14 protein-coding genes are annotated in these 14,246 nt (G+C 61.8%); 8 read left to right on the top strand and 6 right to left on the bottom strand.

Translation table 11 applies throughout. The features are described from left to right. The first annotated feature begins 13 nt into the window (after nucleotides 1–13). The 8 genes from pepP (at nucleotide 14) to gcvH (ending at nucleotide 8,833) form a co-directional block, all read left to right on the top strand. On the top strand, nucleotides 14–1,336 hold the full coding sequence (gene pepP, locus BOP96_RS03630) for a Xaa-Pro aminopeptidase (RefSeq protein ID WP_014720408.1): 1,323 nt from the start codon (nucleotides 14–16) through the stop codon (nucleotides 1,334–1,336). Next, entirely contained in the window at nucleotides 1,333–2,520 is a 1,188-nt protein-coding gene (gene ubiH / locus BOP96_RS03625; protein WP_019817789.1) for a 2-octaprenyl-6-methoxyphenyl hydroxylase, read from the top strand. The genes pepP and ubiH overlap by 4 nt, the downstream gene beginning before the upstream one ends. Further along, the gene (locus BOP96_RS03620; protein WP_073451857.1) at nucleotides 2,513–2,998 is read left to right on the top strand and encodes a DUF4442 domain-containing protein; all 486 of its coding nucleotides are present in this window, start codon (nucleotides 2,513–2,515) and stop codon (nucleotides 2,996–2,998) included. The genes ubiH and BOP96_RS03620 overlap by 8 nt, the downstream gene beginning before the upstream one ends. An 8-nt stretch (nucleotides 2,999–3,006) precedes the next feature. Beyond that, nucleotides 3,007–4,224, top strand: a complete 1,218-nt coding sequence (locus BOP96_RS03615) for a 2-octaprenyl-3-methyl-6-methoxy-1,4-benzoquinol hydroxylase (protein ID WP_175562976.1) — start codon at nucleotides 3,007–3,009, stop codon at nucleotides 4,222–4,224. Between the two features lie 162 nt (nucleotides 4,225–4,386). Next, nucleotides 4,387–5,391, top strand: a complete 1,005-nt coding sequence (locus BOP96_RS03610; RefSeq protein WP_014720404.1) for an extracellular solute-binding protein — start codon at nucleotides 4,387–4,389, stop codon at nucleotides 5,389–5,391. A 150-nt stretch (nucleotides 5,392–5,541) separates the two neighbouring features. Further along, the gene (locus tag BOP96_RS03605; RefSeq protein ID WP_020301817.1) at nucleotides 5,542–7,158 is read left to right on the top strand and encodes an ABC transporter permease; all 1,617 of its coding nucleotides are present in this window, start codon (nucleotides 5,542–5,544) and stop codon (nucleotides 7,156–7,158) included. Nucleotides 7,159–7,314: 156 nt separating this feature from the next. Next, nucleotides 7,315–8,397: a glycine cleavage system aminomethyltransferase GcvT gene (gene gcvT, locus BOP96_RS03600; protein WP_003195295.1), complete on the top strand. Its 1,083-nt coding sequence runs from the start codon at nucleotides 7,315–7,317 to the stop codon at nucleotides 8,395–8,397. Nucleotides 8,398–8,449: 52 nt separating this feature from the next. Continuing rightward, on the top strand, nucleotides 8,450–8,833 hold the full coding sequence (gene gcvH, locus BOP96_RS03595; protein ID WP_003195293.1) for a glycine cleavage system protein GcvH: 384 nt from the start codon (nucleotides 8,450–8,452) through the stop codon (nucleotides 8,831–8,833). 130 nt (nucleotides 8,834–8,963) lie between these two features. Here gcvH and BOP96_RS03590 read toward each other — a convergent pair whose 3' ends face one another. The 6 genes from BOP96_RS03590 to BOP96_RS03565 form a co-directional block, all read right to left on the bottom strand. Beyond that, nucleotides 8,964–10,106, bottom strand: a complete 1,143-nt coding sequence (locus BOP96_RS03590) for a DegT/DnrJ/EryC1/StrS family aminotransferase (RefSeq protein ID WP_073451853.1) — start codon at nucleotides 10,104–10,106, stop codon at nucleotides 8,964–8,966. 164 nt (nucleotides 10,107–10,270) lie between these two features. Beyond that, the gene (locus tag BOP96_RS03585; protein WP_003176799.1) at nucleotides 10,271–10,585 is read right to left on the bottom strand and encodes a DUF2388 domain-containing protein; all 315 of its coding nucleotides are present in this window, start codon (nucleotides 10,583–10,585) and stop codon (nucleotides 10,271–10,273) included. Nucleotides 10,586–10,653: 68 nt separating this feature from the next. Then, a complete protein-coding gene (locus BOP96_RS03580; protein ID WP_014720400.1) occupies nucleotides 10,654–11,100 on the bottom strand; it encodes an NfeD family protein in 447 nt (148 codons plus the stop codon). 10 nt (nucleotides 11,101–11,110) lie between these two features. Beyond that, nucleotides 11,111–12,031, bottom strand: a complete 921-nt coding sequence (locus BOP96_RS03575) for an SPFH domain-containing protein (RefSeq protein ID WP_003195285.1) — start codon at nucleotides 12,029–12,031, stop codon at nucleotides 11,111–11,113. Nucleotides 12,032–12,107: 76 nt separating this feature from the next. Next, the gene (locus BOP96_RS03570; RefSeq protein ID WP_073451851.1) at nucleotides 12,108–13,802 is read right to left on the bottom strand and encodes a GspE/PulE family protein; all 1,695 of its coding nucleotides are present in this window, start codon (nucleotides 13,800–13,802) and stop codon (nucleotides 12,108–12,110) included. 79 nt (nucleotides 13,803–13,881) lie between these two features. Next, on the bottom strand, nucleotides 13,882–14,220 hold the full coding sequence (locus BOP96_RS03565; RefSeq protein WP_014720398.1) for a hypothetical protein: 339 nt from the start codon (nucleotides 14,218–14,220) through the stop codon (nucleotides 13,882–13,884). Between the last annotated feature and the right edge of the window lie 26 nt (nucleotides 14,221–14,246).

The raw sequence follows: 14,246 nt of genomic DNA, 5'->3' as shown, positions 1-14,246 counted from the left end.
CACCCATCTGCCCATGATCCATATCCCCAAAGCGGAATACACCCGGCGCCGCAAAGCGCTCATGGCGCAGATGGAACCCAACAGCATCGCGATCCTGCCGGCCGCCGCCGTGGCCATCCGCAACCGCGATGTCGAGCATGTTTACCGCCAGGACAGCGATTTTCAGTACCTGAGCGGTTTCCCCGAGCCCGAAGCGGTGATCGTGCTGATGCCCGGTCGCCAGCACGGCGAGTACGTGCTGTTCTGCCGCGAGCGCAATGCCGAGCGCGAATTGTGGGACGGCCTGCGTGCGGGCACCGAGGGCGCGATTCGTGACTTTGGCGCGGATGACGCCTTCCCCATTACCGATATCGACGACATCCTGCCCGGCCTGATCGAAGGTCGCGACCGCGTGTACTCGGCCATGGGCAGCAATGCCGAGTTCGATCGGCACGTGATGGAGTGGATCAACGTGATCCGTTCCAAAGCACACCTGGGCGCCCAGCCGCCGAACGAATTCGTTGCCCTGGATCATTTGCTCCACGATATGCGCCTGTATAAATCGGCGGCAGAAGTGAAGGTGATGCGCGAGGCGGCGCGAATTTCCTGTGCGGCCCATGTGCGGGCGATGCAGGCCAGTCGTGCCGGCCTGCATGAGTTCAGCCTGGAAGCCGAGCTGGATTACGAGTTTCGCAAAGGCGGCGCGAAGATGCCGGCCTATGGCTCCATCGTCGCTGCTGGGCGCAACAGCTGCATCCTGCATTACCAGCAGAATGACGCGGTGCTCAAGGACGGCGACCTGGTGCTGATCGACGCCGGGTGTGAGATCGATTGCTACGCCAGCGATATCACCCGTACCTGGCCGGTCAACGGCAAGTTTTCGCCCGAGCAAAAGGCGATCTACGAGATTGTGCTGGCCTCCCAGGAAGCCGCCTTCAAGCAGATCGCGCCGAACAAACATTGGAACCAGGCCCACGAGGCGACCGTGCAGGTCATCACCGCCGGCCTGGTGAAGCTGGGGTTGTTGCAAGGTGACGTTGACGAACTGATCGCCAGCGAAGCCTACCGCGCCTTCTACATGCACCGTGCCGGCCACTGGCTGGGCATGGATGTGCATGATGTGGGCGAGTACAAAGTGGGCGGTGAATGGCGCGTGCTGGAAGTGGGCATGGCCTTGACCGTGGAGCCGGGTATCTATATTTCCCCGGACAACCAGACTGTGGCAAAGAAATGGCGTGGCATTGGCGTGCGCATCGAGGACGACGTGGTAGTGACCAAGCAAGGCTGTGAAATCCTGACCGGCGGTGTGCCCAAGACCGTTGCCGAGATCGAAGCGTTGATGGCGGCTGCCCGATGAGCCGGGTCAACCTGGCGATTGTCGGCGGCGGCCTGGTGGGGGCCAGCCTGGCCCTGGCATTGCAAGCCGGGGCCAAGGCTCGGGGTTGGAAGATCGTACTGATCGAACCCTTTGCACCGGGCGACAGCTACCAGCCGAGCTACGATGCGCGATCTTCCGCGCTGTCGTTTGGCGCGCGCCAGATTTACCAGCGTCTGGGCCTGTGGCAGGCCATTTCCCGACGGGCGGAGCCGATCAAGCAGATCCATGTATCGGACCGTGGGCGCTTCTCCACCGCGCGTTTGTCCGCGATGGAGGAGGGCGTGCCAGCCCTGGGTTATGTGGTGGAAAACGCCTGGCTCGGCCAATGCCTGTGGCAAGGCTTGGACAAGGACGTGGTGAGCTGGCGTTGCCCGGCAGAAGTCACGCGCATGGAGCCTCTGCCCGATGGCTATCGCCTGACCCTCAACGATGAAACCGTGCTGGAATGCGACCTTGCGGTACTGGCCGATGGCGGCCGTTCCGGCTTGCGTGAGCAGCTGGGCATCGGCGTGAAAACCCGGCCCTACAACCAGAGCGCGCTGATCGCCAACATCACGCCGAGCGAAGCGCACAATGGCGAGGCGTTCGAGCGCTTTACCGATGAAGGCCCCATGGCCTTGCTGCCGCTGCCGGACAACCGTTGCGCGCTGGTCTGGACCCGCATCGGCATGGACGCCCAGCGCTTGGCCAGCCTCGACGAGCGTAGCTTCCTGAGCGAACTTCAGGGTGTGTTCGGGTATCGCCTGGGCACCCTCAAGCAAGTGGGCGCCCGCCACCTGTACCCGTTGACCCTGGTGGAAGCCGAAGAGCAAGTGCGTTCGCACCTGGTGGTCCTCGGCAATGCCGCCCACAGCCTGCACCCGATTGCCGGGCAGGGGTTCAACCTGTCCCTGCGCGATGCCAATGCCTTGGCCGAAGCCCTGCTGGCCGGGCCTGCTGTGCCGGGTGACCTGGCGACCTTGCAAGGCTATCGCGAGCGCCAGCGCCTGGACCAGCAACTCACCGTAGGCTTCTCCGACCAGGTCACGCGCCTGTTTGGCAGTGCCCAACCGTTGATGGCGCTGGGCCGCAATATGGGCTTGCTTGGCCTCGACCTGTTACCACCGGCCAAACGCTGGTTCGCCCGTCAGGCCATGGGCCTGGGTACGCGTTCCGATGCGTAAGTGGCTAACCCAACGCGTGGGCAAGGCGCGGCTGTTGCGCTGGTTCCTCACCCTGTACCCGCCGTACCTCGGCGCCGGGGTGCGGGTGCAGGCATTGAGTGCCGATTTCCGACATGCCAAGGTGCGCATGGGCCTGGGTTGGTACAACCGCAATTACGTCGGTACGCAATTTGGCGGCAGCCTGTATTCGATGGTCGATCCGTTCTACATGTTGCTGTTGATGGAGAATCTGGGGCGCGACTACATTGTGTGGGACAAGGCCGCGAGTATCGACTTCATCTCGCCGGGCAAAGGCCCGGTGTATGCCGAATTCTCCATCGACGACGCTTTGCTCGATCAGATCCGGCGCCAGACTGAAGGTGGCGAGAAATATCTGCCCCACCTCAAAGTCGAGATTCATGACGGCTCCGGCACTCTGGTGGCGCGGGTCGACAAAACCCTTTATGTGCGGCGCAAGCCGCCAGCGAGACAGGCTTGAATATGGACATGCGCGCAGATGTGCTGATTGTCGGGGCCGGAATGGTCGGAAGCGCCCTGGCGCTGGCGTTGCAGGGCAGTGGCTTGCAAGTACTGCTGCTCGACGGCAGCCCGTTGAGCGTCAAGCCATTTGACCCGGCTGCGGCGTTTGAACCGCGGGTGAGCGCGTTGTCGGCGGCCAGCCAGCGCATTCTTGAGCGCCTGGGCGTGTGGGACGGTATCGTAGAGCGGCGTGCCAGCCCCTATGGCGAAATGCAGGTATGGGACGGCAGCGGCACCGGGCAGATCCACTTCTCGGCGGCCAGTGTGCATGCCGAGGTGCTTGGGCATATCGTCGAGAACCGCGTGGTGCAGGATGCCTTGCTCGATCGCCTGCATGACTGCGACCTCGGCCTGCTGGCCAGTGCGCGCCTGGAACAGATGCGCCGCTCCGGCGATGACTGGTTGCTGACCCTGGCCGGCGGCCGCAAGCTGCGCGCGCCGCTGGTGGTGGCTGCCGACGGTGCCAACTCCGCCGTACGCCGCCTGACCGGTACACCTACCCGTGAATGGGATTACCTGCATAACGCCATCGTCACCAGCGTGCGCAGCAGTCAGCCGCACCAGCGCACCGCGTGGCAACGCTTCACCGACACCGGTCCGCTGGCGTTCCTGCCGCTGGTGCGCGATGGGCAGGAAGACTGGTGTTCGATAGTCTGGTCGACCACGCCCGCCGAATCCGAGCGCTTGATGGCGCTGGATGAAGAAGGCTTCTGCCGTGAGCTGGAGCGTGCTTTCGAGGGGCGCCTGGGCACCGTGCTCAGTGCTGACCCGCGTGTGTGCGTACCGTTGCGCCAGCGCCATGCCAAACGCTATGTGGCCGAAGGCCTGGCACTGATCGGCGACGCCGCTCACGTCATCCACCCGTTGGCGGGGCAGGGCGTCAACCTGGGTTTGCTCGATGCAGCCGTGCTGGCCGAAGTGCTGTTGGCGGCGACCGAGCGCGGCGAGCGCCTGGCCGATGTGAAAGTGCTGAGCCGTTACGAGCGGCGCCGCATGCCCCATAACCTGGCGCTGATGGCGGCGATGGAAGGCTTTGAGCGCTTGTTCCAGGCCGATCAACTGCCGCTGCGCTGGTTGCGCAACGCGGGTTTGAAAATCGTCGACCAGATGCCCGAAGCCAAAGCCGTGTTTGTGCGCCAGGCACTCGGATTGACTGGCGATCTCCCCGAACTCGCCAAACCCTGAACTGACAATACAACCCTCTGTGGGAGCCGGGCTTGCCCGCGATGAGGCCGTCAGCTCCGGCGCATATTCTGGCTGTGCAACATCTGGTAACGCCTCCACCAAGCGTTACCAAATGTGAGTCCTTATCATTTGCCCTCCATTTGCAAATGAGAGACCGCACCCATGTTGGCACCCAAGCGCCTCCTGACTGCCCTGGCACTCACCCTGATCGGCAGCACCACCGTGCAGGCGGCCGACGAAGTCGTGGTCTACTCCTCGCGTATCGACGAACTGATCAAGCCTGTGTTCGACGCCTACACCAAAAAGACCGGCGTACAGGTCAAGTTCATCACCGACAAGGAAGCCCCGTTGATGCAGCGCATCAAGGCCGAGGGCGAGAACGCCACCGCCGACCTGCTGCTCACCGTTGACGCCGGCAACCTCTGGCAGGCCGAGCAGATGGGCATCCTGCAACCGTTCACCTCTCCTGTGATCGACAAGAATATTCCTCTGCAATACCGCTCATCGGCCCACGCCTGGACCGGTTTGAGCCTGCGGGCGCGAACGATCGCCTATTCCACCGACCGGGTAAAACCGGGCGACCTGACCACCTACGAAGCCCTGGCCGACAAGCAGTGGGAAGGCCGCCTGTGCCTGCGCACGGCGAAAAAAGTTTACAACCAGTCGCTGACCGCCACGTTGATCGAGACCCATGGCGCGGCCAAGACCGAAGAAATCATCAAGGGTTGGGTGAATAACCTCTCCACCGACGTGTTCTCCGATGACATCGCTGTGCTGGAGGCCATCAACGCCGGGCAGTGCGACGTGGGTATCGTCAACACCTATTACTACGGTCGCCTGCACAAGCAGAAGCCAGACCTGGCAGTGAAGTTGTTCTGGCCGAACCAGGGCGACCGCGGCGTGCATGTGAACCTCTCCGGCATCGGCCTGACCCAGCACGCACCACACCCGGAAGCGGCCAAGGCGCTGGTGGAGTGGATGACCACGCCTGAGGCGCAGAAGATCTTCGCCGACGTCAACCAGGAGTTCCCGGCCAACCCGGCGGTACCGCCATCGGCGGAAGTGGCGACCTGGGGCAAGTTCGTGGCCGATACCTTGCCAGTGGAAGTGGCAGGCAAGCGCCAGGCCGAAGCGATTCGCCTGATGGATCGTGCTGGCTGGAACTGAAGCTGCGCCGCTCGACTGTGGGAGCTGGCTTGCCCGCGATTGCATCACGTCGGTATCACTGATACACCGGGGTGCTTGTATCGCAGGCAAGCCAGCTCCCACATTGGTTAGTGGCCGCTTCAACATCTTTATTTTTCTGAGAGCTTTTCCTTGGCCCACCCCGCCCAACGTCGCTGGTACCTGCCGGTTTTCAGCGTCGCCGCCCTGGTGCTGTTGCCGCTGAGCGTGCTGCTGCTGTCCTGGCAAAGCATCGACCCGCAGATCTGGTCGCACCTCTGGGACACTCAGATGCCCCGCTTGCTGGGCAACACCTTGACCCTGGTGCTCGGTGTCGGCCTGGGCGTGACGCTGCTGGGCGTCAGTCTGGCCTGGCTGACCAGCCTGTGCGAGTTCCCGGGGCGGCGCTGGCTCGACTGGGCATTGATGTTGCCCTTTGCAATCCCTGCCTATGTGCTGGCCTTCGTGTTTGTGGGCCTGCTGGATTTCGCCGGCCCGGTGCAAACCCTGCTGCGCGAGTGGTTCGGCACCGGGTTGCGCTTGCCGCGGGTACGCTCTACCAGCGGCGTGGTCATCGTGTTGGTGCTGGTGTTCTATCCCTATGTCTACCTGCTGGCGCGCAGCGCGTTCCTGGCTCAGGGCAAAGGCTTGATGGAAGCGGCGCGGGTGCTAGGGCAATCGCCATGGCAAGCGTTCTGGCGTGTGGCATTGCCAATGGCGCGGCCAGCGATTGGTGCCGGTGTGGCCTTGGCGTTGATGGAGACACTCGCGGATTTTGGCGCGGTCTCGGTATTCAATTTCGACACCTTCACCACCGCTATCTATAAAACCTGGTACGGCTTTTTCAGCCTGTCCAGTGCCGCGCAACTGGCGAGTCTGCTGCTGCTGGTAGTGATGTTGGTGCTGTATGGCGAGCGACGTGCGCGCGGGGCCAGTCGACCGAGCAATGAGCGCCCGCGGGGCAAGGCGTTGTACCACTTGCGCGGGTTCAAAGCCGTGGCGGCCAGTGCGTGGTGCAGCCTGGTCTTCGCCTGTGCGTTCGTGATTCCGATGCTGCAACTGGTGGCGTGGTTCTGGCAGCGTGGCCGCTTCGACCTGGATGAACGTTACACCGGGCTGATCGTGCATACCCTCTACCTGGGCGGTATCGCAGCCCTGATCACCGTCAGCGTCGCGCTGATACTGGCCTTTGCCAACCGTCTGGCGCCCACCCGGGCGATTCGCTCCGGTATCAGCCTGGCCAATGTCGGCTATGCCTTGCCAGGCTCGGTGCTGGCGGTGTCGATCATGCTGGCGTTCAGTTACCTGGACCGCGAGTTGGTGGTGCCGCTCTCCGGATGGCTGGGCGGGGCGGGCAAGCCTTTGCTGCTGGGCAGCCTGTCGGCACTGGTGCTGGCGTATCTGGTGCGGTTCCTGGCGGTGGCCTACGGGCCGCTGGAAAACAGCCTGGCGCGAATCCGTCCGTCTTTGCCCGAAGCGGCACGCAGCCTTGGGGTGAGTGGCCCACGACTGTTTTGCAAAGTGTATCTGCCGTTATTGCTGCCGGGCACGTTGAGCGCAGCGCTGCTGGTGTTTGTAGATGTGCTCAAGGAAATGCCGGCCACCTTGCTGATGCGCCCGTTTGGCTGGGACACCCTGGCGGTCCGCATCTTTGAAATGACCAGTGAAGGCGAATGGGCACGGGCGTCTTTGCCGGCGCTGACCCTTGTGCTGGTCGGCTTGTTGCCGGTCATCGGGCTGATTCGTCGCTCGGCTCGGCAAATCGGTTAGGTGCCAGTCCTACGGCTTGAGGCTACAATGCGCGGCATTCGGTGCGCTCCGTCTTTCGGATCGACCTGCTGTATGTGGCTGCGGGCCTTGTAGTACAAGGTGTTCGGCGCACGTGGCAGCTCTGCGCGCCTTCGCCAAGCCCGGAAGGAGAAACCCATGGGACAGCGTACGCCTCTGTATGACCTGCATCTCGCCCTCGGCGCGAAAATGGTCGATTTTGGCGGTTGGGATATGCCTTTGCATTACGGCTCGCAAGTTGAAGAACACCACCAGGTGCGACGCGACTGCGGGGTCTTCGATGTATCTCATATGACCGTGATCGATGTCACCGGCCCCCAGGCCAAGGAATGGCTCCAGTACCTGCTGGCCAATGATGTCGACCGACTGCACGGCTGTGGCCGTGCGTTATACAGCGCCATGCTCAACGAGCAGGGCGGGGTGGTGGACGACATGATCGTCTACCGCACCGAAACCGGTTACCGCCTGGTGGTCAACGCCGCCACGCGCGATCAGGACATGGCCTGGATGCAGGCGCAACTGGGCAGCTACTCAGTGCAACTGCATGAGCGCTCCGAGTTGGCCATGCTCGCCATCCAAGGCCCCCACGCCCGGCAGAAAATCGCCGAACTGGTGACCCAGTCCCGTGGCATCCTGATCCATCAGCTCAAACCGTTCGAAGGCCGGGCCGATGGCGACTGGTATATCGCCCGCACCGGCTATACCGGCGAAGACGGCCTCGAAATCGTGCTGCCGGCCGATCAGGCACCGGGCTTTTTCAACGACCTGGTGGGCGCTGGCATTTCCCCCATCGGCCTCGGTGCGCGCGATACCTTGCGCCTGGAGGCCGGCATGAACCTGTATGGCCAGGATATTCACCAGGCCGTCTCGCCGCTGGCGGCCAACATGGCCTGGAGCATCGCCTGGGAACCTGTCGAGCGTAACTTCATTGGCCGCGCTGCGCTGGAAGCAGAAAAAGCAGCCGGCGTGCAGTTCAAACTGGTGGGGCTCGTCCTTGAAGAGCGTGGTGTGCTGCGTGCTCACCAAGTGGTTCGTATCGCCAATGTTGGCGAAGGAGAGATCACCAGTGGTAGTTTCTCGCCTACGCTAAGCAAATCCATTGCGCTGGCGCGTGTGCCGACGGCGACTGCCGACCGGGCCGAAGTGGAAATCCGCGGCAAGTGGTATCCGGTTCGAGTGGTCAAGCCGACCTTCGTGCGTCATGGCAAAACCCTGATCTAACCAATTCCGGCAGGCCAATGGCCGCTGACATTTCATCTTGAGGACACAGACTATGAGCAATATCCCTGCCGACCTGCGTTTTGCCGAAAGTCACGAATGGGCCCGTCTGGAAGCTGACGGCACCGTGACCGTCGGGATCTCCGACCATGCACAGGAAGCTTTGGGTGATGTGGTGTTTGTTGAGTTGGCGGAAGTGGGTGCCAATTTTGAAGCGCAAGGCCAGGCGGGTGTGGTTGAGTCGGTGAAAGCAGCCTCGGATATCTACTCGCCGGTTGCCGGCGAAGTGATTGCTGTCAACGAAGAGCTGAGTGGCAGCCCTGAGCTGCTGAACTCTGACCCGTACGGCGCCTGGATCTTCAAGCTCAAGCCAAGCGACAAGGCCGAGCTGGACAAACTGCTGGATGCCGCCGGCTACAAAGCCGCGATCGGCGAATAAACGCAACAGCTGCAACAGCACACCTCAATGTGGGAGCTGGCTTGCCTGCGATTGGATCACCCGGGTATCACCGATACACCGAGGTGCCAGCATCGCAGGCAAGCCAGCTCCCACAGTTGATTTGTTGTGATCAGTCTTTTTTCAGTACGGCTTTAACCGCCGCTACAGCCCGCTCCACATCCGCCTCTGTCATCGCCGTGAACATCGGCAACGACACGATCAAACGCCCAACACGTTCGGCCACCGGGAACATGCCTTCCTTGAAACCCTGTGCCCGATAGAGGCTCAGCAGGTGGATCGGCGGGTAGTGATAGCCGATACCCACGCCGTGGGCCTGCATCTGCTCCATGAACGTCGCACGGGCTGGCAGGCCATCCTGGCGCTCCGGCAATACCAGTTGGAACAGGTGCCAGTTGCTGTTTTCGAAGTCGGCCGGCGGCAGTTGCGCGCCGTATTGGGCTTCGAAATTGCTGCCGAAGCATTTGAAGTAGTGCCGTGCCAGGTTCTGACGATGGGCGGTGATTTTCTCGATGTGCGCAAATTGCCCCAGGCCGATGGCGGCGGCAATGTCGGTCATGTTGAACTTGCCACCCAGCACATCCACATCCAGGCCATCGAAGCCGCTGCGGTTGACGCCTTGCAGGCGGTACTTCTCTGCCAGACGGGCCTCCTCGGCATTGTTCAACACCAGGCAGCCGCCTTCGGACGACGTAATGTTCTTGTTCGCCTGGAAGCTGAAGGACACGAAGTCGCCAGTTGCGCCGATGCGTTCTCCATCCCAGCTGGACCCCAGGGCCTGGGCAGCATCTTCGACAATGCGCAGGTTGTACTTGTTGGCCAGCGCGTAGAGCATCGGCATATCCAGGGGCAAGCCGGCCAGGTACACCGGGATGATCGCCTTGGTGCGCGGAGTAATGGCGGCTTCCACCTGGGCCAGGTCGATATTGCGCGTCACCGGGTCGATGTCGGCGAAGACGGGAGTGGCGCCCACTTCGAGAATCACGTTGGCCGTGGCAACCCAGGAGATTGGTGTGGTGATGACTTCATCCCCAGGCCCGATCCCGGCGATGCGCAAGGCGATCTCCATGGTGCAGGTGCCCGAGTTGAAGGTGCGCACCGGACGTCCGCCAAAATAGTCAGACAACTGTGCTTCGAACGCCTGCACCTTTGGCCCGCTGGTGATCCAGCCGGAACGCAGAACATCGCCGACCGCCGCGATGGTGGCTTCATCAATGGTCGGTTTGGAAAACGGCAGGAAGGGCTGTTGGCTCATGACGAAGAAGGCATCCGTTTCAGGTAGGCAATGAAAAATAGACGTGTCAGTAGGGCATGGTTGCATGCTGAGACTGAATATAGCCTGTCATCCATGAACGATTCGTCATGCAGCAGGCAAAAAAATGCCGCTTGAAAAAGCGGCATTTTTTATGAGGGCAGTTGTTACTCGGTTACAGCATTCTTCGCCAGGATGGCGTTAGCCAGTTCCATGTCGGTGGCTTGGAGGCCAGGGTTGTCGGCGCGGACCTTCTGCATGGCCGCTTCCAGGTACGGGCCGCGAATGCCGCCGTCGCTGGCGACGAAGCTGCCTGCGTCGTCCTGGGCGGCGACCACCAGCTTGTGGTCCTTGAACGTCAGGTAAGTCGAGCCAGTGGTGGCGCCCGACGAGATGACATTACGCCAGAAGCTATCGGCCATGGCTGAGCCGACAGGTAGGGAAAGCACAGCGAGGGTTGCGACAGCATATTTGAGACGCATGATGGGTGACTCCGGTGGGTTATCTGTACGTTTTGATTGTAGTTAACCCGATCCAGTTCCATCACTGACTAAACAGTTTCAACCTTTAAAATCACCCCATCCTGCCCAACCACGCGGACTTGAGCGCCCACGGGGGCGTCTGCACCGGTGACCATCCACACGCCATCGCCGACTTTGACCTTGCCGCGGCCATCCACTATGGCTTGATGCACCACGAAAGTGCGCCCGACCAACTCTGAACCGCGCTCGTTCAACCCCGGTTGATCGCTGGCCTTGGCACTGCTGCGTTGGCGTTTCCACCAGTACACGGCGGTCAGTATCGACAACACCGCAAACAGCAGCAGTTGCCATTCCAGCCCCAGCGGCGGGAACAGGAACTTGATCACGCCCACGGCTGCGGCGGCGATGCCCATCCAGAGCAGGTAGCCTCCGGCACCGAACACCTCGAGAATCAACAGCACGGTGCCCAGGGCTAACCAGTCCCAAAACGACAAATGCAGCAAAAAGTCCCACATGGTGTTGGCCTCAGCCTTTCTGGTTGCCGAAGGTTGCCTTGACGATTTCGCCGATACCGCCCACGGCGCCAATCACCTGGCTGGCTTCCAGCGGCATCAGGATGACCTTGCTGTTGTTGGCCGAGGCGAGTTTGCCCAGGGCGTCGATGTATTTTTGCGCGACGAAGTAGTTCACCGCCTGCACGTTGCCCGACGCAATGGCTTCGGACACCACTTGTGTCGCCCGCGCTTCGGCTTCGGCCTGGCGCTCGCGGGCCTCGGATTCCAGGAACGCTGCCTGGCGGCTGCCTTCGGCTTCAAGGATTTGCGCCTGCTTTTTGCCTTCCGCTGTCAGGATCGCCGACGCCCGCAGGCCTTCGGCTTCGAGGATCTGTGCGCGCTTGATCCGTTCGGCTTTCATTTGGCCGGACATGGCGGCCATCAGGTCGGCAGGCGGGCTGATATCCTTGATCTCGATACGGGTGATCTTGATGCCCCATGGCGCAGTGGCTTCATCCACGGTGCGCAGGAGTTTTTCGTTGATGCCGTCGCGCTGGCTCAGCATGGCGTCCAGTTCCATGGAGCCGAGTACGGTACGGATATTGGTCTGCAGCAGGTTGCGGATAGCATGTTCGAGGTTGTTGACCTCATAGGCGGCCTGGGCGGTGTTGACCACCTGGAAGAAGCACACGGCATCGATCTGCACGGTGGCATTGTCGGCGGTGATGACTTCTTGAGGCGGGATATCCAGCACGCTTTCCATCACGTTGATCTTGCGACCGATGCGGTCCATGACCGGGATGATGATATTCAGGCCGGGCTTGAGGGTGTTGGTGTAGCGGCCGAAACGCTCGACAGTCCATTGGTAGCCCTGGGGCACCACTTTGAACCCCATGAACAGAATGGCGATGGCCAAGCCCACGAAAAGAAGCAGTACGGTTCCGATCTGCATAGCGATTCCCTATCTGAAGGTGTCAGTGAATGACATTAGGCCGATTGTAACGGTCTGGTCACGGATAAGGACGGTTTCATGGCCCAACAAACAAAGGATTTGTTTCTGAATCCCCTGGCGTGACCCGCAACACCTCCGTCATCGTGGTCAGCCCGGCCTTCACTTTCTCGATGCCGGCCATGCGCAGGCTGCTCATGCCCTGCGCCAGTGCCCCACGGCGCAGGGCTTGTACGTCCGCGCCTGGAGTGACCAGCGCCTGGAGTGCCGGGCCCATGAGCATGATTTCATACAGTCCGGCCCGGCCTCGATAACCGCTGTCACGGCAGTGTGCACAGCCGACAGCTTCGTAGCCGCCATCGTCCTCCAGGCCCGCGGGGTGCTTGCAGTGGCTGCACAGAAGCCGCACCAGGCGCTGCGCCATCACACCTATGAGCGTGGCTTTGATCAAATAGTGAGCAACGCCCAGTTCCTGCAGGCGGCTGATGGCACTGGGTGCATCGTTGGTGTGCAGGGTCGAGAGCACCAGGTGCCCGGTCAGCGCGGCCTGGATAGCCATCTCTGCGGTTTCCTGGTCGCGGATTTCGCCGATCATGATGATGTCCGGGTCTTGGCGCAGCAGGGCGCGGATGCCGCTGGCGAACGTGAGGTCGATGTTGTGCTGGACCTGCATCTGGTTGAAGGCCGGCTCGACCATTTCAATCGGGTCTTCCACCGTGCACAGGTTGACCTCGCGGGTCGCCAGTTGCCTGAGGGTGGTGTAGAGGGTGCTGGTCTTGCCTGAGCCGGTCGGGCCTGTGACGAGGATGATGCCGTGGGTGCGTCGCGTCATGGCGTGCCAGCGTTGCTGGTCGGCGCTGGACAAACCCAACTGGTCGAAATCCTTGAGCAGCACCTGTGGGTCGAAAATTCGCATCACCAGTTTTTCGCCGAATGCCGTGGGCAGGGTCGAAAGCCGCAATTCCACTTCGACACCCGCAGGGTTCCTGGTCTTGACGCGGCCATCCTGGGGCTTGCGTTTTTCGGCCACGTTCATTCGCCCCAGGCTTTTCAGGCGGCTGACCACGGCCATGGTGACCTGCGGGGGAAATTGATAGACGTCATGCAGCAGCCCATCAATGCGAAAGCGCACCCGACCCTGGTCGCGGCAGGGCTCGATATGGATGTCGCTGGCTCGTTGGCCAAAGGCGTATTGCAGCAGCCAGTCGACGATGTTGACGATATGCGCGTCGTTGGCGTCCGGCTCCTTGTCGCTGGCGCCGAGGCTGAGCAAGTCGACATTGCCAGGCGCCGTCATTTTTTGATCCGCACCGCTGACGGACTTGGCCAAGCGGTAAAACTCGTTGATACAGCGCTGAATATCCTGAGGGTTGGCAACCACGCGCTTGATCGTGCGTTTGAGTACCTGGGACAGCCCGGCTTCCCAAGTGGTGATATGGGGTTGGGCACTGGCGACCGTCACGCTGTGGGCATCCACCGCGACTGCAAGAATGCCGTGGCGCTGAGCAAAGGCGTGGGACATCAAGGGCACCACGGCCGCCACATCAATCTTCAATGGGTCGATGCGCAGGTAAGGCTGGCCGACCTGCCGGGCCAGCCATTGAATCAAGGTCTCCAGACAAGGGCCCTGGGCTGCGATGCATTCCAAGGGATGCTGGCTGCCGGACGCTGGCGCTACCTTTTGCGCCGCCTGCGCCGTGATCAACCCTTGCTCGACCAGCGCCGGCAACAATTGCTGCAGTTCCAAGAGGTGATCGTGAGCGGCGACGGGCATGCAGGTTTTCCTGGGGCGTGGGGGTAATCCCAGGCTAGCCAGCCGCTGAAGGTCCTGCTGGCGCGTGTGTTGCCGGTTTTTACTGCGCCATCGCCGCCAGCGCTTGAGGCCGCTCGGAATCAGCCGACCACAGCTCCAGGGTGCAGACGCTGATCAGGTTTCGAATCTTTTCACCGATCACCTGGGCGCGGTGCCAGCTCAGGCCGGTCATCACGATATCGATGCTCAGCAGGTCGGCTTCCCGGTTCATGCTGACCTGGGTGGGCGTGAGCAATTGCAGCGCGAAGTAGTTCAGCACCCGGCACAGCACGTCCGGTTCAGCCTCGGCGACGATGCGATAGTGCGCCTGGCAGTGGCTGCTATTGGCGGCCCACGCATCGACGCGGGTGGCGGGGTAGGCGGTTTCGACGGCATGCATGCTGACTCTCCAGTTTAGACTGGAGA

This window comes from Pseudomonas sp. FSL W5-0203 (genome assembly GCF_001896155.1).
GTDB classification, from domain to species: Bacteria; Pseudomonadota; Gammaproteobacteria; order Pseudomonadales; family Pseudomonadaceae; genus Aquipseudomonas; species Aquipseudomonas paracarnis.
This window is presented reverse-complemented; position numbering and strand designations above follow the sequence as displayed.

What these genes read in the sequence shown, in the direction of transcription:
- pepP (WP_014720408.1), top strand. Translation starts at nt 14, where the DNA reads ATGATCCATATCCCCAAAGCGGAATACACCCGGCGCCGCAAAGCGCTC.
- ubiH (WP_019817789.1), top strand. Translation starts at nt 1,333, where the DNA reads ATGAGCCGGGTCAACCTGGCGATTGTCGGCGGCGGCCTGGTGGGGGCC.
- BOP96_RS03620 (WP_073451857.1), top strand. Translation starts at nt 2,513, where the DNA reads ATGCGTAAGTGGCTAACCCAACGCGTGGGCAAGGCGCGGCTGTTGCGC.
- BOP96_RS03615 (WP_175562976.1), top strand. Translation starts at nt 3,007, where the DNA reads ATGCGCGCAGATGTGCTGATTGTCGGGGCCGGAATGGTCGGAAGCGCC.
- BOP96_RS03610 (WP_014720404.1), top strand. Translation starts at nt 4,387, where the DNA reads ATGTTGGCACCCAAGCGCCTCCTGACTGCCCTGGCACTCACCCTGATC.
- gcvT (WP_003195295.1), top strand. Translation starts at nt 7,315, where the DNA reads ATGGGACAGCGTACGCCTCTGTATGACCTGCATCTCGCCCTCGGCGCG.
- gcvH (WP_003195293.1), top strand. Translation starts at nt 8,450, where the DNA reads ATGAGCAATATCCCTGCCGACCTGCGTTTTGCCGAAAGTCACGAATGG.
- BOP96_RS03590 (WP_073451853.1), bottom strand. Translation starts at nt 10,106, where the DNA reads ATGAGCCAACAGCCCTTCCTGCCGTTTTCCAAACCGACCATTGATGAA.
- BOP96_RS03585 (WP_003176799.1), bottom strand. Translation starts at nt 10,585, where the DNA reads ATGCGTCTCAAATATGCTGTCGCAACCCTCGCTGTGCTTTCCCTACCT.
- BOP96_RS03580 (WP_014720400.1), bottom strand. Translation starts at nt 11,100, where the DNA reads ATGTGGGACTTTTTGCTGCATTTGTCGTTTTGGGACTGGTTAGCCCTG.
- BOP96_RS03575 (WP_003195285.1), bottom strand. Translation starts at nt 12,031, where the DNA reads ATGCAGATCGGAACCGTACTGCTTCTTTTCGTGGGCTTGGCCATCGCC.
- BOP96_RS03570 (WP_073451851.1), bottom strand. Translation starts at nt 13,802, where the DNA reads ATGCCCGTCGCCGCTCACGATCACCTCTTGGAACTGCAGCAATTGTTG.
- BOP96_RS03565 (WP_014720398.1), bottom strand. Translation starts at nt 14,220, where the DNA reads ATGCATGCCGTCGAAACCGCCTACCCCGCCACCCGCGTCGATGCGTGG.